Origin of the sequence: Nevskia sp. (genome assembly GCF_021732705.1) — a bacterium.
Classification (GTDB): domain Bacteria; phylum Pseudomonadota; class Gammaproteobacteria; order Nevskiales; family Nevskiaceae; genus Nevskia.
In genome coordinates, this window is sequence record NZ_JAKFUM010000003.1 from 110,588 (window position 1) to 133,614 (window position 23,027).

General features: G+C 68.0%; 19 protein-coding genes. 7 read left to right on the forward strand and 12 right to left on the reverse strand.

The window, feature by feature from the left end; all coding sequences use genetic code 11:
* Nucleotides 1–28: 28 nt before the first annotated feature.
* From QZ951_RS02835 to QZ951_RS02855, 5 genes are all read right to left on the reverse strand, one after another.
* Nucleotides 29–475, reverse strand: a complete 447-nt coding sequence (locus QZ951_RS02835; RefSeq protein WP_366943788.1) for an Hsp20/alpha crystallin family protein — start codon at nucleotides 473–475, stop codon at nucleotides 29–31.
* A gap of 101 nt (nucleotides 476–576) precedes the next feature.
* The gene (locus tag QZ951_RS02840; protein WP_292998345.1) at nucleotides 577–1,101 is read right to left on the reverse strand and encodes a chemotaxis protein CheW; all 525 of its coding nucleotides are present in this window, start codon (nucleotides 1,099–1,101) and stop codon (nucleotides 577–579) included.
* On the reverse strand, nucleotides 1,094–7,858 hold the full coding sequence (locus tag QZ951_RS02845) for an Hpt domain-containing protein (protein WP_292998347.1): 6,765 nt from the start codon (nucleotides 7,856–7,858) through the stop codon (nucleotides 1,094–1,096). Before QZ951_RS02845 ends, QZ951_RS02840 begins: the two co-directional genes overlap by 8 nt.
* Nucleotides 7,859–7,861: 3 nt before the next feature.
* Nucleotides 7,862–8,437, reverse strand: coding sequence for a chemotaxis protein CheW (locus QZ951_RS02850; RefSeq protein WP_292998349.1), 576 nt, complete (start codon nucleotides 8,435–8,437; stop codon nucleotides 7,862–7,864).
* A gap of 6 nt (nucleotides 8,438–8,443) precedes the next feature.
* A complete protein-coding gene (locus QZ951_RS02855) occupies nucleotides 8,444–8,806 on the reverse strand; it encodes a response regulator (protein ID WP_292999043.1) in 363 nt (120 codons plus the stop codon).
* 396 nt (nucleotides 8,807–9,202) lie between these two features.
* Here QZ951_RS02855 and gshA point away from each other — a divergent pair, with 396 nt between their 5' ends.
* From gshA to QZ951_RS02880, 5 genes are all read left to right on the forward strand, one after another.
* Nucleotides 9,203–10,531 (forward strand): glutamate--cysteine ligase, encoded by a 1,329-nt coding sequence (gene gshA / locus QZ951_RS02860; RefSeq protein WP_292998351.1) that lies wholly within the window; start codon nucleotides 9,203–9,205, stop codon nucleotides 10,529–10,531.
* Nucleotides 10,532–10,608: 77 nt separating this feature from the next.
* Nucleotides 10,609–10,806: a hypothetical protein gene (locus QZ951_RS02865; protein ID WP_292998353.1), complete on the forward strand. Its 198-nt coding sequence runs from the start codon at nucleotides 10,609–10,611 to the stop codon at nucleotides 10,804–10,806.
* Between the two features lie 31 nt (nucleotides 10,807–10,837).
* Complete coding sequence (locus tag QZ951_RS02870; RefSeq protein WP_292998355.1) at nucleotides 10,838–11,530, forward strand: acetoacetate decarboxylase family protein; 693 nt, start codon at nucleotides 10,838–10,840, stop codon at nucleotides 11,528–11,530.
* Nucleotides 11,531–11,613: 83 nt separating this feature from the next.
* Nucleotides 11,614–12,504 (forward strand): DMT family transporter, encoded by an 891-nt coding sequence (locus tag QZ951_RS02875; RefSeq protein ID WP_292998357.1) that lies wholly within the window; start codon nucleotides 11,614–11,616, stop codon nucleotides 12,502–12,504.
* Between the two features lie 161 nt (nucleotides 12,505–12,665).
* The gene (locus tag QZ951_RS02880; protein ID WP_292998359.1) at nucleotides 12,666–13,700 is read left to right on the forward strand and encodes a PHB depolymerase family esterase; all 1,035 of its coding nucleotides are present in this window, start codon (nucleotides 12,666–12,668) and stop codon (nucleotides 13,698–13,700) included.
* Nucleotides 13,701–13,782: 82 nt separating this feature from the next.
* Here the strand turns inward: QZ951_RS02880 and QZ951_RS02885 are convergent, their stop codons facing one another.
* From QZ951_RS02885 to QZ951_RS02910, 6 genes are all read right to left on the reverse strand, one after another.
* Nucleotides 13,783–14,097 carry a chitin-binding domain-containing protein gene (locus QZ951_RS02885; protein WP_292998361.1) on the reverse strand — a complete coding sequence of 105 codons (315 nt, stop codon included), beginning with the start codon at nucleotides 14,095–14,097 and terminating at the stop codon, nucleotides 13,783–13,785.
* Nucleotides 14,098–14,177: 80 nt separating this feature from the next.
* Nucleotides 14,178–15,476, reverse strand: a complete 1,299-nt coding sequence (locus QZ951_RS02890) for an amidohydrolase family protein (RefSeq protein WP_292998363.1) — start codon at nucleotides 15,474–15,476, stop codon at nucleotides 14,178–14,180.
* A 14-nt stretch (nucleotides 15,477–15,490) separates the two neighbouring features.
* On the reverse strand, nucleotides 15,491–16,909 hold the full coding sequence (locus QZ951_RS02895) for an amidohydrolase (RefSeq protein WP_292998365.1): 1,419 nt from the start codon (nucleotides 16,907–16,909) through the stop codon (nucleotides 15,491–15,493).
* A 154-nt stretch (nucleotides 16,910–17,063) separates the two neighbouring features.
* A complete protein-coding gene (locus QZ951_RS02900; RefSeq protein WP_292998367.1) occupies nucleotides 17,064–17,480 on the reverse strand; it encodes a DUF1801 domain-containing protein in 417 nt (138 codons plus the stop codon).
* 126 nt (nucleotides 17,481–17,606) lie between these two features.
* On the reverse strand, nucleotides 17,607–18,611 hold the full coding sequence (locus tag QZ951_RS02905) for a class 1 fructose-bisphosphatase (RefSeq protein ID WP_292998369.1): 1,005 nt from the start codon (nucleotides 18,609–18,611) through the stop codon (nucleotides 17,607–17,609).
* A 210-nt stretch (nucleotides 18,612–18,821) separates the two neighbouring features.
* A complete protein-coding gene (locus tag QZ951_RS02910) occupies nucleotides 18,822–20,141 on the reverse strand; it encodes a hypothetical protein (RefSeq protein WP_292998371.1) in 1,320 nt (439 codons plus the stop codon).
* 231 nt (nucleotides 20,142–20,372) lie between these two features.
* On the opposite strand from QZ951_RS02910, the gene QZ951_RS02915 reads away from it, so the two are divergent.
* Both QZ951_RS02915 and QZ951_RS02920 read left to right on the forward strand, forming a co-directional pair.
* Nucleotides 20,373–21,416, forward strand: a complete 1,044-nt coding sequence (locus QZ951_RS02915; RefSeq protein ID WP_292998373.1) for a hypothetical protein — start codon at nucleotides 20,373–20,375, stop codon at nucleotides 21,414–21,416.
* Nucleotides 21,413–21,898 (forward strand): hypothetical protein, encoded by a 486-nt coding sequence (locus tag QZ951_RS02920; protein ID WP_292998375.1) that lies wholly within the window; start codon nucleotides 21,413–21,415, stop codon nucleotides 21,896–21,898. Before QZ951_RS02915 ends, QZ951_RS02920 begins: the two co-directional genes overlap by 4 nt.
* A 79-nt stretch (nucleotides 21,899–21,977) precedes the next feature.
* Here the strand turns inward: QZ951_RS02920 and QZ951_RS02925 are convergent, their stop codons facing one another.
* Nucleotides 21,978–22,676 carry an SH3 domain-containing protein gene (locus QZ951_RS02925; protein ID WP_292998377.1) on the reverse strand — a complete coding sequence of 233 codons (699 nt, stop codon included), beginning with the start codon at nucleotides 22,674–22,676 and terminating at the stop codon, nucleotides 21,978–21,980.
* Nucleotides 22,677–23,027 lie beyond the last annotated feature (351 nt).

Consider the following 23,027-nt stretch of genomic DNA (forward strand, 5'->3'; position numbering starts at 1 on the left):
CAACCCGTTGACGAAGATCAATGGGCAATCAGTGGGTCACGGCGATCCGGCGCGGCTGGGCCGCCGGCCGCTTCGGGATCACCACTTCCAGCACGCCGTTGTTGCCGCGGGCGCTGACCGAGTCGGAATCGACCGTGTCCGGCAGCGAGAAGCGGCGGAAGAAGCGTCCGGTCGCGCGCTCGCTGCGGCGGCGCTCGACGCCGGCCGGATCGACCGGCTTCTCGCGCGAGCCGCTGAGGCTCAGCACGCCCTTGTCGAGCGTGACTTCGATCGACGCCGGGTCGATGCCCGGCACGTCGGCGTACAGCACGAAGCGGTCGGCGTATTCCTCGATGTCGACGGCCGGCGCCCAGTCGGCGGTGGCGGCGCTCGAGGCGTCGTTGGCGGTGGCGACATCGCCGCTGACGTAGCGGTTCAGTTCGTTCAGCAGTTCCCGGTGCAGAGCCCAGGGCGCAAAGTGGCGTTCGCGGATCATGGTGGTCATGAGAGTCTCCTGTCGGTCGGGGTCATGGGCATTTCGCCCTTGCCGCAACGCTAGGGTCGACGTGTCGCGGTTCAAGACCCGTCCGGCGCGCGTCATGCGGCCGGCGCCAGCAGGCGGCTGATGCGCCGCTCGATCGCCGCCAGATCCGGAATCAGCGTTTCCTGGCTGGCGACGCGGGCGCGATTCAGCACCAGCTCCGCGTCGTCGCCCGGTCGCAGCCCGGTGGCGCGGATCGCCGCGCGGTTCAGGGTCAGCAGGTGCGGGTAGCCTTCGCAGATCACGCCGAAGCGGCGTGCCGCGCCGCCAGTGCTGCCGTGACCGACGGCATTGAGGATCACCACGCGCGTGCGCCGGCCCGGGCCTTCGAGCCCGCCGCCGTTCAGGCGTTCGAAGCGCACCACGGGCACTTCAATGCCGGACCAGGTCAGGCTGCCGGCGTACCAGTCGGCTTCGGCGCCGGGATCGCTGAACGCCGGCACCTTCAGCGCGTCCGGCGACACCACTTCGGCAATCGCCAGATTCGGCAGCAGCAGCGTGTCGTTGAGCACCGAGATCAGCACCGCGTACAGCTGATCGCCGGCGACGACGGGCGCTGCGCCCGGATTCGCATCAACCATGGCGACGCGCCTCCGCATGGCCGATCAGCGTGCGCACTTCGCCCAGCAGCTGGTCTTCCTGATACGGCTTGATCAGGTAGCGATCGACCCCGAGCACGCGGGCCCGCTCGCGATGCTTGTCGCCCGAACGCGATGTGATCATGACGATCGGCACCGCCTTCAGCCGTTCGCTGTTGCGCATGAACGCGGCCACTTCGAAGCCATCGGCACGCGGCATCTCGATGTCCAGCAGCACGCTGGCCGGCACTTCGGTCTGCAGCAGCGCCATGGCGTCGAGGCCGTCCTTCGCGGTCAGCACGCGGTAGCCGTGGCGAACCAGCAGCCGCTCGGCGACGCGGCGCATCGTGATCGAGTCATCGACCACCAGCACCGTCGCGCGTTCGTCGCGGGCGCGCGTCTCGATCCGCTGCACCGCTTCGGCCAGCAGCGCGCGGCGATCGCGTTCGGCGACCAGCGCCGGCACGTCGAGAATCAGCACCACGCGGCCATCGGCGAGGATCGTGGCACCGGTGATGCCGGTGATCGCGCTGATCTGCGGTCCGGCGGCCTTGGTCACGATCTCGCGGTTGCCGATCAGGCTGTCGACCACGAGAGCCACGCGCCGCTCGGCACCGCTGCCGAGGCCGTCGCCGAGGCGCACGAGGATGGTGCTGAGCGAGCGGCTGTCGCCATCGGCCGGGCGCGGCACGTCGACGTAGTCGCCGAGATAGCGAACCTTGTAGGCGCGGTCCCCATAGCGATACAGCGGGCCGTCATCACGATAGAAGTTGGCCAGTTCGGTGCGCGGAATGCGTCCGATGCCTTCGATCGACGGCAGCGGCACGGCGTAGATTTCCTGGCCGATCGTCACCAGCAGCGCCTGCGACACCGCGAGGCTCAGCGGCAGGCGCACGAGGAAACGGGTGCCGAGGCCGACCTGCGAGCGCAGCTCCAGCGTGCCGCCGAGCTGCTTGACCTGATTGGCGACGACATCCATGCCGATGCCGCGGCCGGCGTCCTGCGTCAGCCGGCTGGCGGTGGAGAAGCCGGGCTCGAAGATGAAGCGGGCGAGGGCGTCGTCGCTCAGCTCGGTTTCGGGCGCCATCAGGCCGCGTTCGATCGCCTTGCCGCGGATCGCCGCGAAATCGAGCCCGCCGCCATCGTCCGACACCTCGACCAGCAGCTGCGAGCCATCGCGCGACAGGATCACGCGGATCGCGCCGGTGGCCGGCTTGCCGAGCGCCAGGCGCCGCGCCGCCGGTTCGATGCCGTGGACCACGGCATTGCGCAGCAGATGCTCGAGCGGCGCGGTCATCCGTTCGAGCACGTTGCGATCGAGTTCCGCTTCGGCGCCGGCAAAGCTCAGGTCGGCCTGCTTGCCGTTCTCCTGCGCCGTCTGCCGCACCACGCGCAGCAGGCGCTGCATCTGGCGCGCGAACGGCACCATCAGCGTGCCCATCAGGCCCTGCTGGACATCGGTGGTGATCCGGCTCTGCTGCTGCAGCAGCGCTTCGGCACCGCCGACGGCTTCATCCATCGTCGCGTGCAGCGAACCGAGGTCGCCGATCGACTCGGCCAGCGCCCGAGACAGCTCCTGCATGCGCGAGTAGCGATCCATCTCCAAAGGATCGAAATCGGCGGCGTAGCGGTCATCCGGCCGTTCGCCGCTGCCCGGCGTCAGGCCGCGCGCGGCGATCTGCGCTTCAGTCTCGATGTCCATCATCCGCAACTGCTCGCGCACGCGGCTGATGGTCTGCGTCATTTCCGCGAGCTGGTTCTTCAGCGCCGCGTTGTGTTCTTCGAGCCGCGAGCGGTAGATCGAGATCTCGCCGGCTTCGTTCAGCAGCGTGTCGAGCAGATCGACCGGCACGCGCGCCGATTCGCGCCGGGCGACGGCCGCTTCGGCCTCGTCCTCTGGCTGCCAGTACAGCGCGGGCGCGAACTGGGTCGGGCGCGCTGCCGGCGCTGGTGGGAACGGATCCGCCGCAGGCGGCACCACCGCTGCCGCGACGGCATCCGCGATCACCGCCGGCGGTGCTGCCGAGCTGGCGGCCAGCAGCTCCGCCTCGCCGCGCCGCAGCTGGTCCCCCATCTGCTGCAGGCTTTCAAGACCGCCGCGGAGCTGGGCGAACGTGTCGACATCCGGGAAATCGCCGGTGAGCGTCACCGCATTGACCCGCGATTCCAGCTCGTGCGCCCGGCTCGCCATCGATTCGATGCCGGCCATGCGCGCGCCGCCCTTCAGCGTGTGCAGTGCGCGCTGGAACACCCGCACCGATTCGCCGGCATCGCCGTTCTGCCAGCCCTCGAACGCGGCATCAAGCGTTTCGAGCAGTTCCGCCGCCTCTGCGGCAAAGATGTCGCCGATCTCCTCGTCGTAGGCGACCGCCGGGCTGGTTTCGAAATTGCGCGCCGCCGCTTCGAACGCGGGCTCGGGTGCCGCGGCGAGCGCGGCGATGTCCGGGCTGGTGAAGGCGGACGGTTCCGGCAGCGGCGCGGCTTCCGCGTCCGCGATCGGGGCATCCGCACCGATCGATTCGCGGGCCGGCTCGGCTTCCGGTGCTTCGACGGCTTCAAGCACCGGCTCGAATGCGGCCGGCGCGAGCGGTTCGCCGGCAACCTCGGCGACAGCTGCCGGCGGGTCCGCGGGCAGCGGCACCGGATCCGGCTCGATGAACGCCAGCGCCTCGACCAGCGACGGCGCGGCCATCGACAGATCGGTCGCCAGCAGGTCGATCGTCGGACGTTCGTCGAGCATTGCGTCCGGCAAGGCCTGCGGCAGCTGATCCGCGAACGCGAGCGGTTCGTCGATCACCGGATCGACGACCGGCTCGAGCACGGGCTCGATGACCGGCTCGATCAGGGGCTCAATCAGCGGCTCGATCAGCGGTTCGATCAGGGGTTCGATCAGGGCCGTCAGCGGCGCATCGGACGCGAACGGCGTGTCGGCAGCCGCAGGCGTCTCGAAGCTCGGCGGCAGCAGCGGTTCCAGGCTCAGGTCGAACACCGGCGGCGCGTCGCTTGCCGGCGCAATCGGTTCCAGCGGCGCGTCCTCTTGCAGAGCCGGTGCGGCCTCGGCGACCGTGGCCGCCGCATCGCTCGGCGCGGGCGACGGCTCGATCGCCGCGACGACGGCCGGCGGCGGCAGCAGCGCGGCGGCAATCGCGGCCAGGGTCGGAGCAGCCCATGGACGATCACCGGCGCGCAGCGCGTCGACCTGGTTCTGCAGGCCGTGGAGGCCGGCATCGAAGGCGCCGATCAGCTGCGCGGGCGTCAGCAGTTGCGGCTGTTCGATCAGCGATTCCAGCCGGTGCGCGACATCGCCGATGCCGGCGGCGCCGGCCATGCGGGCGCTGCCTTTCAAGGTGTGCAGGTCGCGGCGCAGCGCAGCCAGCCACGCGTCATCGAAGGCATCGCCAGCCCAGATCGGCACGCGCAGCGCCAGTTCGTCGAGCAGTTCCTGCGCTTCGCCAAGGAAGATGTCGGCCAGTTCGGCGTCGACCGGCTCCGCTGCCGCGGTTTCCCCGGTTTCGGGAACCGGCCGCGGCGCGTCCGCTTCGGGGACGGCCTCGGCCTCGGCATCCGGCTGGGCGTCCGGCTGGGCATCCGGCTGCAGGTCGTCGAAGTCGTCGAGCCGCAGATCGAAGGCGCTGTCCGGCGGCGTGTCGTGCAGCGGTGCCGGGGCGAGCGCTTCAGGACCCGCGAGGGCGGCGATCCGCGCCAGCGCGTCCGGCACCTGCGCCAGCGCGTCCGCGTGTTCGCCATCGCGGTATCGATCAAGCTGCTGGTACAGCGCTTCGACGATCTCCAGCAAGGCGCTGATGCCGACGCGGTCCGGCTGGGCCGGTGCCGCCTGATGCCAGGCTTCGAAATGACTGGCGAGTGCTGCGGCCAGCGGCTGCAGCGACGGGACGTTCGAGCGTTCGGCATCGGCGGCGAGGCGGGTGCAGCCCTCGAACAGCGCGAACGCGGTGTCGCGAGCGGCATCGGGCTCGGCCCAGACGCGCAGCCGGCCTTCGAGTGCCTGAAGCCGATCGAGCGCGGCCATCGCGAAGTCGCCGTCGACCACCGGCCATGCCGGTGCCGCAGGTGCGGTCGGCGCCGCCGCGTCGGCCCCGGACGCCGGATCAGACGCGGATCCAATCCGCGCCAGGCGCGCTTCCCAGGCATCGGCGGCATCGTCCGGCAGCAGTTCGTCGGCCGCGAAGCGGTCGACCCAGCCGAGCAGCGTCTGCACGACATCGGCCAGCAGCGGCAGGCCGGTCGCCGGCAGCGCGCGACCGTGCAGGCGCAGGTCGTTGCAGGCGTTCTCGACCAGCCCGGCGAGCCGGCTGATCGCCACCGCGTTGACCACGGCGGCACTGCCGCGCAGCGTGTGGAACGCGCGGATGACGTCGGCATCCAGTTCGAATTCGCCGTCGGCGAGATCGCGGCTTTCGAGCCACTGGCGCACTGCCGCCAGGCGTTCGCGCGCGTCGTCGCAGAACACCGCGCGCATGTCGACTTCCGGTGCCGGCTTGCCGCTGGCGAGCTGCCCGGCCAGCGCGATCAGCGAGGCCACGCCCGGATCTTCCGGCGCATCGGCGCCGGCCGCTTCGGCGCGGAAGCCGTCGATCAGGCCCGGCAGCAGCTTGATCGCGCGGGTGACGACGCCAACGATGTCGTCATCGGCGCTGCGTGCGCCTTCGAGGCAGCGGTTCAGCAGGTTCTCGATGGCCCAGCCGAAATCGCCGATGCGCAGCGCGCCGACCATGCGGCCGCTGCCCTTCAGGGTGTGGAAGGCGCGGCGCACGTGGCCCAGGGTGTCGCGGTTGCCCGGGTCGCGCCGGAACGATGGCAGCTGCCGTTCGAGTTCGGCCAGCACGTCCGCGGCTTCGTCGATGAAGATGTCGCGCATCTCCGGGTCAAGCCCGGCGCTGGCGCCTTCGTCGACGACCGCAGCGACCGGTTCGGCCACCGCCGGGATTTCAGCGGCGGCCGACGTTGCCGGATCAGCGCTTCCGGCGGCCTCGGCAGCCTCGGCAGCGCGGGTGAAATCGAGCCGCGCGATGTAGCGCGCCAGTTCGTCGACGATGCGGCCGGGGTTCGGCAAGCCGTCGCGCAGGGCTTCGAGATAGACCTCGACGCAGGACACGGCATCGGCGAAGCGATCCTGTTCGGCCGGATCGCCATGCGCTGCGCCGAGGCAGCCGCTGGCGACGTAGCGTTCGAGCCGGTCGATCTGCGCGCTGGCCGCCTCGTGGCCGAGCACGGCGAGTCCGGCGGCGACGGCGTGGAGATGGAGGGGCACGTCGGCCAGCGCGGCGCAGTCGTTGTCGCGCAGCCAGTGATCGACTTCGGTCTTGAGCTGCGCGAAGTCGATCAGCGATTCGCGCAGCAGCGCCTTGATGCTGTTGCGCAGGTCCTGCGCATGCGGCACTTCGGCTTCGATTTCGGCATAGGCCCGCGGCGGACCGCTGCTGCGGCCCAGCGTGCGGAACAGCGCTTCCTCGAGGCTGTGCTCGACTCTCAGGATGGCCGTGGCCACGTCCATCCAGGTGGCGGCGTTCAGCGGGTTCGCGGTGCCGCCGTCCTGCAGCACGCGGGCCTGATTCAGCAGCGCCTGCTGCGGCGCCGGCAGGCCGAGCGCGGACAGCGTGTTGGCGAGGCGGCGCAGACGGTCGGGCGTGGTCTCGAGGTGGCCGACGGCGCGGCCGCCGGTGCGGACGGCGAGATCGATGCTGTCCTTGATCTCGGCGAAATCGCGCCGGATCTCGGCATAGACGCGGTCGAGAATGCCGGAGCCGGGGCTGCGCAGCTTGCGCCGCAGTTCGTCCAGCCGCGACGGCGCCGGCAGGTGCTCGGCAAGGTCGAGCGCTTCGATCAGATCGCTGGCGCGGGCGATCGGGCGCGGCATCCGCGAGATCTGGAACAGCAGCAGCCAGGCGGTGTCGCCGGCCTGCGAGGCCGCCGCATGTTCGCCGGTGTCGGCCAGCAGCTTGAGCTGGCTGCCGGCGCGGCCGAGCAGGCGCTTGAGATCGAGCGAATCGCTGGCCGGAGCCGTGCTGCGCAGGCTGTCGGCGAGCACCGAGTAGCTGAGCCACAGGGTGCGCAGCTCGGGGTCATCGAGATGGCGGGCCACGCTGTCGGCGATGCGTGCCATGCGGTTCAGCGCCTCCGCCGGCGCGCTGCCGCGGAACCACTGCAGGAACGCCGACTGGAAGCCCGGCAGCTCGCGTCGTGCCAGGGCCTGCGCGGTGCCCAGATCGAACTCGCGCGGCGGAATCAGCGCGCTGCCGGTGGGCAGCCGCAGGCTCAGTCCTTCGCGCTGGGCCTGGCTCGCGAACAGCTCGGCTTCGGTGACCAGCGGCTGCTGGCGGGCGATGCGCAGCTCGTTCAGCGCCGGTTGCAGCAGCAGCGCGCGATCCTGCTCGCCGTGCGCCAGCAGGTCGATGTAGTCGGACAGCTGCAGCGTCGCGCCGGACAGCGCCGAGAACGCTTCGTCCTGCCGGCCGTCGAGACCGCGCAGCACCGCGAGCAGCGCCAGCATCTCGCGTGCGAACTGCTCGGCGCCGAAGCACTGCACCACGGCCAGCGTGCCGCGAACCTGGTTCAGTTCATGGGCGGCCGCATCGAGATGCGTGGCGCCATCCGCGCCTTCGCTTTCGAGATGGGCTTCGAGCGCCGCACGGGTCCGCACCAGGCTCAGTTCCAGCTCGCCACGCAGCCAGTGCAGGCCGTTCGCGAGCTGCGCGGCGCGCGGCGCGAACGTTGGCGGGGATTCACGCAGGCTGGCCATGGCTCAGGCTCCGGCCAGCACGAAGGCTTCGCTGCGCGACAGCTTGCGCAGCGAGATCGCCAGCCAGTCGCGGCCATCGCGCTGGAACGCGCCGATCCGCCATGGTTCCAGCGTCGGGTCGTCCGCGGCCATCGGGCTCTGGTCCTCCGGTGCGAACTGGCGATAGCCGGCCACTTCATCGACCAGAAAGCCGGCCGGCACGCCGTCGGCGTTCAGCACCAGCACGCGCTGGTTGCGGCTTTCGGTCACGGCGGGATGGCCGAGCCACTGGCCGAGGTCGGTCACCGGCAGCAGGCCGCCGCGAACGTTGGCGACGCCGAGCAGCCAGGGCTTCGCGCCGGGCACGCGCGTCAGGCGCGGGCGCGGGCTGATCTCGCGCACGTCCTCGCGCGGCGCCAGCAGCCAGCGATCGCGCAGGCGGAAGGCGAGGCCGGTCCAGGTGCCGCCGTCATCACGGGCGACGGCTTCGGTGCGGGTGCTGCGCAGGCTGCGTTCGATCGCCAGCAGCAGGTCGAACGGCTGCTCGCGCAGCGCCGACCATGCGGACGACAGATCGGAAGGGTCGACGCGGGCGTCCACGCGCGCTCAGCCGGCCTTGCGCGCCAGGTGGGCCTTCACCGCGCCGAGCAGTTCGTCCTTGGTGAACGGCTTGGTCAGGTATTCGTCGCTGCCGACGATGCGGCCGCGGGCGCGATCGAACAGGCCGTCCTTCGACGACAGCATGATCACCGGCGTGCCGGCATAGCGCGGATTGCTCTTGATCAGCGCGCAGGCCTGATAGCCGTCGAGGCGCGGCATCATGATGTCGATGAAGATCAGGTCCGGGTCCTGGTCGGCGACCTTGGCCAGCGCCTCGAAGCCGTCGGCAGCGGTGACCACGGTATAGCCTTCCTTCACCAGCAAGGCTTCGGCGGTGCGGCGGATGGTCTGGCTATCGTCGATCACCATGACCTTCACGGCTGCCAGCGTGTCTGTTGCCACCCTCGAACTCCCTGACTGGATCATCTGCGGATGCAACCGCCGGACCAGCACCGATCTGCCCCTTTCCAGGCAGACGGCACGCGGGCCGCGTCAACAAGACGCCACGTGTGGTCAAGCGGTACCGGCCCCGAGGCGCGGAAGCGCTGTCGATGGGCGCTGCCAACGGCCTTGAAAGCCCCGGAAAAGCGTTCGAACAGCGCCGATTTGTCGACGGTTTCGACGGACTGCAATGTCGGACTTGTAGCACACTCGTCCGGCCGTCCCCAATCCTGCCGACAACCGCGACAACAGGCCGGGCCGATCGGAGATTCGGTTACGCTACCGACCCCGCGCAGACCTCGCGCCCTGCTGGCAGATGCCGCCATGCCTAGTCTTTCCCATCACGCCGTTCCGAACCTGACCACGGCGCAGACGGCCCCGCTGCTGCGCTTCGAAAGCCTGCTGCTGGAACGCGCGGCGGAGATCGAGCGCTGGTTCCGCAGCCAGTGGCTGGTGACGCCGCCGCCGTTCTATTCGTCGGTGGACCTGCGCAACGCCGGCTTCAAGCTGGCCCCGGTCGATACCAACCTGTTCCCGGGCGGTTTCAACAACCTCAATCACGATTTCGACGCGCTGTGCGTGCAGGCGATCCAGTCCGCGCTCGATCGCGTCATGTCGAGCGCCTGCGACGTGCTGCTGGTGCCGGAAAACCACACCCGCAACCGCTTCTATCTGGAAAACGTCGCGACGCTGCAAGGACTGATCCAGAAGGCCGGCTACACCGTGCGCCTCGGCTCGCTGCGGGCCGACCTGCACGAGCCGGAGACGCTGACCCTGGATTCCGGCCGCACGCTGCATCTGGAGCCGATCCGGCGCGAGGGCGACAGCGTCTTCGTCGGCGATTTCCGGCCGTGCGTGGTGCTGCTGAACAACGACCTGTCGGCGGGCCGGCCGCCGGTGCTCGAACAGCTGGCGCAGCCGGTGATTCCGCCGCTCGGCGTCGGCTGGAGCACGCGCCTGAAGACGCAGCACTTCGCCATCTACCGCGAAGTGGCGGCCGAGTTCGGCAAGCTGCTCGGCATCGACCCGTGGTGGGTCGATCCGCTGTTCCGCAACTGCGGCCAGATCAACTTCAAGACCCGCGAAGGCGAGGACTGCCTCGCGTCGAACGTCGAACTGCTGCTGGAGGACATCGCCGAGAAGTACCGCGAGTACGGCGTGAAGGAAGAGCCGTTCGTGATCGTCAAGGCCGATGCCGGCACTTACGGCATGGGCGTGATGACGGTGAAGAGCGCGGACGAGATCCGCACGATGAACCGCGATGCCCGCAAGAAGATGGCCTCGGCCAAGGAAGGCAACGAGGTCACCGGCGCGATCATCCAGGAAGGCGTCTACACCTTCGAGCGCTGGGGCGACGCCCAGTCGACCGCCGAGCCGGTGGTCTACATGATCGACAAGCATGTCGTCGGCGGTTTCTATCGCGTGCACGGCGGCCGTTCGAACACCGAAAACCTGAACGCGCCGGGCGCGAGCTTCCAGCCGCTGGCGTTCGCCGACCCGTGCAACTGCCCGGATACCGCGCAGAACCCGGACGCCGTGCCGAACCGCTTCTACGCCTACGGCGTCGTCGCGCGCATGGCGATGGTGGCCGCGGCGCGCGAAACGGCGAATGCGCTGAAGCGCGAGAAGCAGCTGGCGGATGCCGAGGCCTGAGACCGGATTGACGCCGGCCTTGGGGTCGGCACCGGCGCGTCATTGAACGGTGCGCCGGTCATCCCCACGATTTCGGCATGATCAAGTTCGTGCTCTGGCTGCTGCTGTTCGTGCTGTGCTGGCCGCTCGCGCTGCTGGCGCTGATCCTGTACCCGCTGTTCTGGCTGATCAGCCTGCCGTTCCGGCTGGTCGGCATCGTGTTCGAAGGCCTGTTCGAATTCCTGCGCGCGATGCTGCTGCTGCCGTCGCGCCTGCTCGGCGGCCGGCCGCGCTGAATCCTTTCCGTCGTCACCTGAAGTTGCCCGCATGATCACGCTTGTCGCCGATGCCGATTTGCCGACCGTTCCGCTCGCGCCCGCCCCGTGGCAGCTGACCGGGCAGGGCTACATCCTGCTGGTGAAGCTGCCGAAGGAGGTGCTCGACGACCCGCGCCACGTGCCGGCCGAACTGCGCGGCACCCGCCGCGGCGGCTTCGCGATGGTGATGCTGGTGGATTACGAGCATTCCGCCGTCGGCCCGTACCGCGAACTGCTGTACATCCCGGGCACGTTCGCGTTCGGTGCGGCGCGCCATCGCTCGATCACCCGCATTTATGTGTCGAGCGTCGAATCGGTGGTCAACGGCCGCCGCAACTGGGGCATCCCGAAGGACGCCTGCGATTTCGACTTCCAGTACGGCCGTGACGGCGGCGAGGACCGCCTCAGCGCGTCGCTGAACGGCAAGACCTTCGCCCGCTTCAGCTTCCGCCCCGGTCGCGTCAAGCTGCCGTTCTCGACGTCGATGCTGCCGAAGTTCCTGCTGAACCTGGCGCAGCGCCATGCTGGCCAGCAGTTCGTCTACGCGCCGAGCGCCAAGGGCAGCATCGCCTTTGCCAAGGTCACCGACTGGGCGTTCGACAGCGCGCTGTTCCCGGATCTGGCACGCGGCAAGGTGCTGACCGCGGTCCGCGTGCCGCGCTTCACGATGGCTTTTCCGGTCTCGACCATCACGCCGGCCTGAACATCGACCGAGCCGATGATGGGGGTCAGACCCCCCATTGAAGCCTCGACCGATGACGCCGCTGCCGCACCTTCCCTGATCAGATGAACTTCGGCATCGGCGAATTCTTCTCCCTGGCGTGTGCGCTGGTCTGGGCGATCGCCGTGGTGCTGTTCAAGAAGTCGGGCGAGAGCATCGCGCCGTTCGCCTTGAATCTGTTCAAGAATTCGCTGGCGGCCGGGCTGCTCGGGCTGACCCTGCTGGTGCTGTCGCCGACCGTGCCATCGATGCCGCCACTGTCGCTGGCGCTGATCCTGCTGTCCGGCTTCCTCGGCATCTGTCTGGGCGACACGCTGTATCTCGGCGCGCTGAACACCATCGGTGCCAGTCGCATGGCGGTGGCGCAGACGCTGTTCTCGCCGTTCGTCATCGTGCTGTCGGCGATCTTCCTGCACGAGCGCCTGCACGGCCTGCAATGGGCCGGTGCTGCCTGCGTGCTCGGCGGCATCGTGCTGGTGACCTGGGTGCGCGATGCCGGTATCAGCACGCTCGATGCCCGGCGTCTGCGCCGCGGTGCGGCGGCCGGCGTGCTGTCAGTATTCCTGATGGCGGTCGGCATCGTCATGGCCAAGCCGATGCTGGCGCTGCACGATTTCCTGTGGGTGGTCTGGCTGCGCGTGGTCGGCGGTGTCGCCGGGCTGATCGTCACCGTGGCGTGGAAGCGCAATGCCGGCGACCTGCTGACGCAGTACCGGCGCGTGCGGCACTGGCCACAGATCGTCGCCGGCTCGTTCGCTGGCACCTATCTGTCGATGATGCTGTGGCTGGCCGGCTACAAGTACACCAGCGCTTCCGTCGCCGCCGTGCTGAACGAGACCGCTGCCGTGTTCATCGTGCTGCTGGCGGTGCTGTTTCTCGGCGAGAAGGTCGGCCGGCGGCAGGTGGCGGGTGTCACCTTGGCGATGCTCGGCGTTGGTCTGATGGTGCTGCGCTGACGGTCACACGGGCATTTGCGCGCCCAGTGACGCTTTTTTGGCGCAAATCCATAAATTTCAATCAGTTATCGATATAGCGCAACCGTTCGTCAAAACCGCTTGCAGGATGGGATCAACCTGCCGATGCTGTGCTCACACCAAAGCACCATCGGATGAAAGTCGTGAAAACATACTATTCGAATCAGATCCGGACCCGCCTCGTCGCCCCGCTCCGTCGCTCACTCCGTCGCTCGCTCAGCGCCGCAACGCTGGTCACCAGCCTCGTGCTGCCGGCCGTGGCCGCACCGGCGCCTGCACCGATCGTCACTGGCGTCATCGATCCGGTGAGCGGCTTCCAGACACTCAGCGGCACGCTGCGCCGCACCTATTCGGTGGTCAACGGCATCCCGGTGCCGATCAATCCGCAGACGACCGTGGCCAGCGCCAATCTGACGGTCGCCGGCGTCAGCCGCCGCTATCTCGTGATCAAGCCGACCAACGTCACCGCCAATGCGCCGGTGATGCTGTTCCTCCATGCCAACAGCGTGTCGCCGGAACTGATGGCGGCGCTGACCGAGGCGGCCGATTACGCGGCGACGCAGGGCTTCTGGGCGGTGTTTCCGGCGGCGGTCGGCGGCGTCTGGAAGGATGATCCGAGCACCAGCGGCAACGACGACGTGCGCTTCGTCTCGGCGCTGATCGACACGCTGGCAACGCAGGGCGCCGACGCCACCCGCGTCTACGCGGCCGGCTACTCGAACGGCGGCTTCATGGCCGATCGCCTCGCCTGCGAGCTGTCGGACAAGATCGCGGCGTTCGGCATGGCCGCGGCAAGCCTGCGCAATGGCGTGGCCAATGCCTGCGCACCGGTCAAGAAGCGCGCGAAGATCTACTTCCTCGGCACGGCCGATGGCGTCGTGCCGTATGCCGGTGTCGCCAACCTGAAGTCGGCCAGCGCGACGATGGCGTACTGGAGCGCGCAGCAGGGCTGCGCCGGCACCCTCGCCAACACGCTGCCGGATCGCGTGCTCGATGTGACCACGGTGCAGCAGACGCGCTATACCGGCTGTGTCGGCGGCGCCGAGAACCAGTTGTACACGATCACCGGCGGCGGTCATGCCTGGCCGGGCGGCCTGACCGCCAGTGTCGATATCACCACGATGGACGTCGACGCCACCGGCCTGATCTGGAAGTTCGCCAGCGCCTACCGTCGCTGAGCACAGCCGTTTCAACGACAAAACCCGCCGCCGGAACCGATCCGGCGGCGGGTTTTGCCTTGCCGCGTCTCTTCAGCGCGGCTTACTTCTTTTTCGTCAGCGGCTTGCGCGTGCAGTCCGGAAGCACTTCCGTGGTTTCCGCCGGGACGCAGGCCTTCGGGAAGGTCGGCTTGAAGATGTCGATGACCTGACCGTCCGGGCACTTCTTGATGTCGTCGATCTTCTTTTTCTTGCAGACGATGAAGCTGTGGCAACTGTTCGGGTTCAGGTATTCGCCGTCCGGTACCAGTTCGCAGAAGTCCTCCGGCGGCGGCGCGTTGGTTTCGACGGCCAGCGCGGTCAGCGCGGACATCGGCAGCAGCAGGGCCATCAAGGCAAGGCGGGCAGTCGGGCGCATCGGCAGCATCTCCAGATAGGGGGCGGGAACGCGCGAAGCATCGCCGAATCCGGCGGCATCGCGCAGCAAGAATTTCACATTTACTTTACATCCGCAGCCTTGATTCGCTGCAGATAGCGATCGCGCAGCAGGGTCTGGCGGCTGATCATCGGCATCGGGACGCCATCGATCCAGACCGCCGTCGCCGCCGTCGTCACTTCCAACGGGTCGCCGTCCCACAGCACGAGGTCGGCGATCTTGCCGGCTTCGATCGAGCCCAGCACGGTTGAAAGCCCAAGGATTTCAGCCGGTTGCAAGGTGATTGCAGCCAGCGCCTGATCCTTCGGATAGCCGCACGACACGGCGATGCCGGCGACCTGGCGCAGGTTGCGGGCGTTGTGCGTGCCCTTGTCGTCGCTGTCGACAAAGGCGAAGACGACCCCTGCCTTGCGCAGGATCAAGGCCGAATCCGGACGGGCATGCAGGCCCTCGAACTGAGCCGGCAGATTGCGCGTCGGGTCGATCAGCACCGGCACGCGCGCGGCGGCCAGTTCCTTTGCGACGAGATGGGCCTCGGTGGCGCCGCTGATGATCAGCCGCAGGCGGTAATCATCGGCCAGCTTGAGCGCCGCGAGGATGTCCGACGCCCGATGCGCCGTGATCACCAACGGCGTCTCGCCGGTCAGCACCGGCCGCAGCGCCTCGATGTCGAGCGCGCTGAGCTGCGCGTCATTCGACAGCCCGCTGCCGAGCCGCAGGCCGTTGCTCTTCGCTTCCTCCAGCGCCTCGCGGAACGCGGCGATGCTCGACGTGCGGCTGGTGCCGGCGATGCCCTTGGCCTGCTCGCCGAGCACGGCGAACATCGCCGCGCGCGGCCGCACGACGAAGGCACCCGGTTCGGCCAGCGCGCCGGCCAGCGAGATGATGGCGCCCTGCCCGGCGAACAGCCCGCCGCCCTTGCCGGTTTCCGGCGCGGTGAGGGTCCGGGTCACGCCTTCGATGCGATTGACCGGCAGCAGGGCCGAGCGCGGATTCAGGGCATCGGTCACATCCAGCGCCGCGGTGTAGCGGGACTGGCGGGAAGCGACGTCGTTGGTCTCGTCGACCGCGTCGATCTCCTTCAGGCCGAGTTCGCTGCGGGCAACGAAGATGCCCGGCGTCAGCACCTTGCCGCTGCCGTCGATGATCGCAGCACCCTCCGGAATCGCGACATCGGCGCCGACCGCCTCGATCCGGCCGTTGCGGATCAGCACCGTGCCGCGCTCGATGGTGCCGGCGCCGGCCACCGTCATCACCTGGGCGTTGCGGATCGCCGTGACCGCCGCGCTGGCGGCGCCGGCGCCGGCCAGCAGGGCGGCGGCGATCAGGTTCAGCGTCAGCTGCCGCGTACGGCTTTTCATCGGTTCAGTCCGTGTCATGGTGCGTCTCCGGCGGTGGCGGCCACGTCGTCGACATCGGCCCCGAGCAGGAAATCGCTGTCCGGTGTCGCCGGCGGATGGGCGCGATCAAGACGCAGCGCGCCGTCGATCCAGACCAGATCGGCGCGGGTGTAGACCGAGAACGGATTGCCGCTCCACAGCACGACGTCGGCCTGCTTGCCGACCTCGATCGTGCCGACCTGATCGAGCACGCCGATGGCCTTCGCCGGGTTGCGGGTCAGCCAGGCGATCGCGTGTTCCTCGGGGATCGTCAGGCCTGCGCGACGGCCTGCGGCCATCGCCTTCGCCGCTTCCTGATTGAGCCGCTGAATACCGTTGGGATCGTCGGAATGGACGATCGCGCAGCCCGGCCCGGCCTTGGCCTTCGCATGATCGACGAATGCGATGTTCTCGCGGATCGCATCCCAGGCTTCGAGCTTGAAGCCCCACCAGTCGGCCCACAGCGCGCCGCAGGTCTGGGCCTCGGCCAGCTCGTTGGCGATCTTGTAGGCCTCCACCGCGTGATGGAACGCGGCGATCCTGAAGCCGAACTCCTTGGCGACATCGAGCATCGTCACCATCTGGTCGGCGCGGTAGCAATGGACCTGCACGGTGATGTTGCCGCGCAGCACATCGGCCAGCGTGTCCAGTGCCAGATCGCGGTCCGGCGGCGTGCCGTTCGGCTCCTTGTTCCAGGCATCCCACTTCGCGCGGTACGCCGTGGCCTTGATGAACGCCGCCCGATAGCCCGCGACATTGCCCATGCCGGTGGACGGCGCGCGGCCACCATCGCGGCCGTAGACCCGCTTCGGATTCTCGCCGCAGGCCATCTTCACCGAGCGCTTGGCGCCCGGAAACAGCATCGCCTGATAGGTCGTGGCCGGCACGTTCTTGACCACCACACCGCGGCCGCCGATCAGGTTGGCCGAACCCGGCAGGATCTCCATCGAGGTGATGCCGCCGGCGCGCGCGGTCTGGAAGCCCGGGTCCTGCGGCCAGATCGAATGCTCGGCCCAGACGTCCGGCGTGGTCGGCGCGGTGGCTTCGTTGCCGTCGCTGGTGGCCCAGACCCCGGGCGACGGATAGACGCCGAGATGCGAATGCACGTCGATGATGCCGGGCGTCAGGGTCCGGCCCTTGGCCTCGATCACGGTGGCATCGCCGGCCGCCAGCGCCTTGCCGACGGCCTTGATCCTGCCGTCGGCCAGCAGCACGTCGGTATCGTCGAGACGGGTGTCGAGCCCGGTCAGCACGGTGGCGCCGCGAATCAGCACCGGGCCGGAGGTCGGCACGGTGTAGGTCGACGGAAACGGATCCGCGACCGGTGCGGCCGATGATTTCTGGCCGCTGCCGCAGGCTGCCAGCAGGGTCACGGACGCGACGGTCAGCGCCGTCGCGATGGAGGTGCGGATCATGCGGATTCCCTGTGTGATGGCCTTGGGCCCGTCGGAGTGCGCGACTCGCCAGTGAACGAGGGCGGCAGCGCTATTTTTGTTGGAGCTTAGCAGCCCGATGCCGCTTGTCGCGCCCCCGGCGTTACCCCGCGGCCCATGCCCCGCGCCCGCCGGCTCAGCCGTGACGCGCACGCTGCTCCGCGACGGCCGCGGTGACCAGATCGGTCAGCACGGCGAGATCGACATCGGCCAGCCGCTTCACGTACAGGCAGCCGCTGCCGGTCTTGTGCCGGCCAAGCCGCGCCAGACGCTCGGGCTGCGCCAGCGCTTCCTTGGACAGATAGACCGTGATGTCGGCCTTGCGCGAGGCGAAGCCGACGAGGCAGGCATCGCCTTCGCGGCCGCTGTCGTACCGGTAGCGATAGCGCCCGAAGCCGACGATCGCCGTGCCCCACATCTCCGCCGGCAGGCCGGTGGCTTTCGTGATCAGCGCCGACAGCGCCCGGCAGTCGGCTCGTCGCCCGTCATCGGCGATGGCGGCCAGGTAGTCGTCGACGCTTGCGGCAGTCGGCTGGGTCTTGTTCGCGGGCATGGCGAGTTCCGGGCGTGGCGTGTCCGCCGATGATCGGGCGGACGCGCCGCACTTGCCAAGCCTGGTGACCCGCGTGAATCAGGCGGACGCCGGGTGATCCGCCCGCCCGCAGCGCCCGCCGCCGCCTCAGCCTTCGAGGTGATAGCCGGTGACGCGCGCCACCTCGTTCTTCGAGCCGAGGATCACCGGCACGCGCTGGTGCAGCTTCTGCGGCTTGAGATCGAGGATGCGCTCGCGGCCGGTGGTGGCCGCGCCGCCGGCCTGCTCGACGATCATCGCCATCGGGTTCGCCTCGTACAGCAGGCGCAGCTTGCCGCCCTTGTCCTTGGTCTTGGAATCCAGCGGATACATGAAGACGCCGCCGCGAGTGACGATGCGATGCACGTCGGCGACCATCGACGCCACCCAGCGCATGTTGTAGTCCTTGCCCAGCGGACCGTCCTTGCCTTCGAGCATCTCGTCGACATAGCGCTTGACCGGCGCTTCCCAGAAGCGCGCGTTCGAGGCGTTGATCGCGAACTCCTTGGTGTCGGCCGGAATCTGGATGTCGCGCGCGGTCATGCGGAAGCTGCCGAGCTCGCGGTCGAGCGTGAACGCATGCGTGCCGTTGCCGAGCGTCAGCACGAGGATCGCCGACGGGCCGTAGACGCAGTAGCCGGCCGCCACCTGGGTAGTGCCCGGCTGCAGGAAGGCGTCGTCCTCGGCGCCGGTCATGCCTTCCGGGCAGCGCAGCACCGAGAAGATGGTGCCGACGGAGACGTTGACATCGATGTTGCTGCTGCCGTCGAGCGGATCGAACAGCAGCAGGTAGCCGCCCTTCGGAAACTCGTTCGGAATCGCGTGCGGATGGTCCATTTCCTCCGACGCCAGACCGGCCAGGTGGCCGCCCCATTCGTTGGCTTCGAGCAGAATCTCGTTCGACAGCACGTCGAGCTTCTTCTGCGCTTCGCCCTGGATGTTGCCGGTGCCGGCATCCCCGAGCACGCCGCCGAGGTCGCCCTTGCCGACGGCGATGGCGATGGTCTTGCAGGCGCGGGCCACCACTTCGATCAGCAGGCGCAGGTCGGCGCCGATCTGCGCCTTGGCGCGCTGCTCTTCGATCAGGTAGCGGGTGAGGGAGATACCGTTCATGGGCTTGGGGGCGTGCTCTGGGGCTGGATGGGGGTTCGGGCGGTCGGGCCGGCGGTCGGCGCACGAACCGCCGGCAGCGGCGAGGCTGCGCGGCAGCCGCAACGTCGCTGCAACGAACAGACCGACAGTTTACCCGGCACCCACCGTCGACCGGACGCTGCGGCCGTGGGCAAGGCGTGCTAGCGCTGGGCTCGACGCGACTGCCGCCGGTCAGGCCGGGCGATCCGGAAAGGTCTGCTCCGGCTTCAGGGCACTCCAGACATTGTCGATGTTGACGCTGCCGACCTCCCAAAGGGATCGTTTTTGATTGAACTTCGCGAACTTGGGGAACTGGTGGTCGCCAGTGCCCGGGTGCTTGCGGTAGGCCACGGTGACTTCGCCATATCGCATGATCTTGCCGAGCACGAGTGACTGGTAGTTGATCGCGGCGGTCTGACGCGCCTGAAGGATGCCGGGCGTCGTTGGCCAGGTCTGCTTGGTTTTCGGAGAAATGGCCTCGAGGATTCTTTCCTTCCCGCGAACCACGCCTTCCGGCAATGGCTCGACCCTGGTCCACTTCGATTTCGCTTCCTTCGGTTTCACGGCAGCTTCGACTCGGTCGCGGAACGCTTGCGGCAGCAGCGGCTGATTGAACAGTTGTGCCTGTTGCAATCGGCTTCTCAGATCTTCGCGGTCGCTGCGCGACAGATTGAGAGGCTTCAGTGCATCTTCGAAGCGCGGCACCGTCAGCTTGCACTCGAAGGTGTCCTTCGGCACGCCCTCCACGTTGGCAAGCTCGTCGTTGACACTGATGTCGGTCGTGCTGATCAACGAGTACTTGAACTTCGGCAGGTTCGTGCGTTCAGACACCCCGACCTTGATGAATGCCACCGCCATGTCGTGCTCGGCAGCGAGCTTGATCCGGGTCATTTCGCTGCGAATCTGTCTCACCCGGGTGTAGAAGCCTTCGTGCGATCGCGCCGAGGCCTTGGCCAGTGTGTTGATGTTCTGAAAGACGGCCTGATCAAGCGCGGGAGACAGCGGCATGAAGACATAGAGCTGGCCGTCCTCGGGTGTCTTGTATTGCTGTTTGCTGATGTCGACCAAGGGGTTCAGCAGCAAGGCGCTGAGGTCGTGATAACCGAGTTCGGTCTTGCGGCTGGGCGCGCCATCGTCCGGCACGAATACCTTCGGATTCATCCGGGCCTGAATCGAGGCATTGGTCTTCACGATGGGCGTTCCGAAGGTGTTCGAGGCGCCCCAGTCTTCGTCCTTTGCATGGCGCAGTTTCGGCGCCATCGGCCGGGTCTGCGCCTGTATCGGCGTGTTCATCTCGGACGTGCCTTTGACGATCAGGCGCTGCTCCTTGTAAGCGTCGGCGAGCGTGTCCTGCTTCGCCCATTCCTGATGGGCGTCCCACCATGCGTCGACCTGGTCGATCAAGGTCTCCCAATCGCCATCGAATCCCCCGACACTGTAGCGACGCACGTCTTCCTGCTTGAAATGCTGCAGGACGACTTTACCCAACTGTTCACACTTCTCGTGGTTCATGGCGACTCCTGTCACGCGCAGCCGAAATTCAATGCGACCGTAGCAATTGCATCGCGTGTCGCCAGCGTCAAAGCGCACATTTCGCGGGCCAATCCGGATACGGATCACAGTCCGGAATCGTCACGCTTGCACCATGGGGAGGCTGGTTTCCGGATGGTGCATTCCGTACTCGCTGTCGGCTACGCTTGACCCTATTGCGGGCGTTTGGATGCGCTACCGAACCGATTCCGGGTGGACGGTGGCCGCGTCGGACGACGGGAGGCGAACGTCATGGCAAATTTCTGCAAAAGCGGGCCGCTGGGTCTGAGCGAGCGGATCGGCATCTCGGGCTTGGGCGCTGGCGGGGGGCTGTCGCCCCGCCTCGTTGCGCTGTCGACACCGATGTCGACGGGCCTGCAGGCGTGTCGGGTGACGCCGCTCCGGTCGATCCTGTCCCTGGCATCACCGCTGGGACTCGATGGCGGGATGTGCCTGCGTCAGCCCCTGTCGAAACCGGGTCCGTCATCACCGGCTGCCGTTCCGACCTCGGCGGTCCTGGTGCCGACTGCGACTGCTGCTGCGGCTGCGGCGACGCGGCTGATCACGATTGCCGTGCTGCAGGCCGCGGAGGCCAAGCCGACCGATGACTACTACGCGTCGATCGTGAACATCATGAACGACTACGCCGAGGCCTACAGCGTCAACACGAAGTTGCGTGTGGCGCATTTCCTCGCGCAGATCGGCCACGAAAGCGGCTTCCGCATCATCGAAGAAAACGGCAACTACAGCGCCAAGCGCATGCGCGAGATTTTCGGCTGCAAGGGTGGTCCGAAGAACTACGACAAGGCCAAGGATGAATGCGTCAAGGATCGGCTGCGGGACAAGCTGTGGACCGAGGAAGCCACCTACGCCAAGAACGCCAAGAACCTGCTCGGCTATGTTTACGCCTCTCGCGGTGGCAACGGCGACGAGGCCTCAGGGGACGGCTACAAGTTTCGCGGTCGCGGCATGATCCAGCTGACGTTCAAGAACAACTACAAGGCATTCACCACGGCGCACAACGCCAAGGTACCCGCTGATCAACGTGATTTCGTCGCCGCCCCGGAACTGCTGATCACCGAATTGAAGTATGGCGTGGAATCGGCGTTCTATTTCTGGGATGCCAACAGCATCAACGCACTGGCAGATACCGATGACATCAACAAAGTGACGATGGCGGTCAATGGTGGCCTCAATGGCCTCGCCGACCGCCAGGCCCGTCTCACTCAGATCAAGAAGGCGTTGAACATCAAATGAACAGACATTGGCTGCTGAGTGGAATCCTCGCGTGCTGGCTGCCGGCAGGCTGCGCCGATGGCGCGCGCGCGCCGTTGCAGGCGAATGCACTTTGCGAGATCGGTGAAACGGTGGCCTTCTCCTGCCATCTCGGCAAGAAGCAGGTGTCGCTGTGCCAAGCGGCCAATGCCGGCAAGGCTTGGCGCTATCGCTACGGCACGCCGGCGAAGATCGAACTCGCCTTCCCGGAGGCCGAGACTGGCGATGCGGCACTATTTTCGGCATCGGAAAAGCCGACCAACGGCGGCGCCAACAGCGTCGTCAGCTTTGCCCGCGGCGGCTACGAATACCGTGTCTTCAGCCGGGTGGCAAAGGGTGAAGACGGCGAGCCGACGTTCGAGGACGGGCTGGAAGTGGTCAAGGACGGCAAGCTCGTGTCGCATCGGGTTTGCGATGACGGCGGCGAGGGCTTTCGGGTCGACGTCAGCGCCTTGATTCGATAGCGCCGCTCAACTGCCGCGTGCTCTCGATCGGGCCGACGATCTGAAGCGCGATGCGCGAGCAGCCCGCGCCCCGGGCGAACTAGTCGCCGTCGCAACGGGTTTCCTGAATGCCGCACAGCCGGTTCAGCCAGGCTCTGAAGCGCCCAGCCGGCAGGCCGGCCCTCGCCTCGGGTGCGGTGACGACCAGCGGCCGGAAGTCGGCCGGCAGGGCAGCGTCGGCGAACTCGACCAACGCCCACTCGTCGCGGCACGCGATCAATGCGCCGGCCGCGACCATCGCATCGCCGTCGAAGCTGCCGTCGTCGCCGAGGCGCAGCACTGCCTGCGAGGTCGCGTCCGGCTGCAGATAGCCGTGCCCGGCCTGAGACTTCACGGTGAGCTGGCGGCCACTGACCCAGCCGCTGCCGGCAAACACCGGCCGCGCCGGCAGGCCGGTCAGTTCCGGGTTGTCACGCGCGTCCTCGATCCGGAACCAGCCATTGGCATGGCCGGTGATCGTGAGCTCGGTTCGAACGGGATAGCCCTCGAGCACGGTGCTGGCGACCACCGGCGGCAGGGTGCCGAGGATCCTGCCGCGCGTGCTCGGCTCGCTGCGGACGTTGAGCCCGGCCGGGTCGGTGTCGCGCACGAATGCGTCGAGCCTGCAAGCGCCGGGTGTGGCACCCGCGAGCGACGGCGCGACAGGGGCAAGCACGCGAGACCGCGAGCGTGCATCGGCCGCCAGCGCGGCGGCTGGCGGAACGAGCAGCAGGGCGAGCAGTCTGGCGCAGGCATTCATGACGTCATCTGTTTCGCATGGACACAGGCGGTCGTTGGTGGGCCCGATGACGCGCCCGCGGCCAGCCTAGCCGACCGGTGGGCCACTGCCCATTGGCTTGGGAGCGGTCACCGCGTGGTTGGGCTGGCGCAAGCCGTCGTCCGGCGACCGACCCGCCGACATCGGCAGACCGGCTTGCGTGGCCCCGTACCCGGCCCCATCCCGCATCGGTAAAGCAAGGTAAAGCGCCGCGGGTTCGAAGCGGCGACGACGGGTCGGCCGATCGTCCCGGCATGCATCGTGCCGATCAAAACCTTTTCAAACCCTTTTTGCGCGGCCTCGATCCAACCCCTTTGACCTGAGCGCGCCAGT